The sequence below is a fragment of the Aliivibrio sp. A6 genome, from assembly GCF_028765505.1.
Taxonomy (GTDB): Bacteria; Pseudomonadota; Gammaproteobacteria; order Enterobacterales; family Vibrionaceae; genus Aliivibrio; species Aliivibrio finisterrensis_A.
Genome location: NZ_JARACR010000166.1, coordinates 1 through 251 on the forward strand (window position 1 = coordinate 1; position 251 = coordinate 251).

At 43.0% G+C, this 251-nt stretch carries 1 protein-coding gene; it reads left to right on the forward strand.

Features of this window, described 5'->3' with window-relative positions; translation table 11 throughout:
• A partial coding sequence (locus tag PVK70_RS19025; RefSeq protein WP_274441729.1) for an Ig-like domain-containing protein occupies window positions 1–251 on the forward strand: 251 nt, incomplete at both ends.

A 251-nucleotide genomic window follows, 5' to 3' on the forward strand; every position in this document is an offset into this window, starting at 1 on the left:
CAATCACCATAACATTAAGTGAAGCGTCTACGAATTTTGTAGCGTCAGACTTAAGTGTTATGGGTGGTACTTTATCTACTCTAACTGGTTCAGGTACAAGTTATACAGTGGTGTTTACACCAACGGCAAACAGTGTCGCGGCAGGCAAAGTAACGGTAGCTAAAGATAGCTTTACTGATGCTAAGGGCAATAATAATGCCGCGGGAGCTTCAATAGACTTTACGGTTGATACGGTTGTACCGACGATTGCA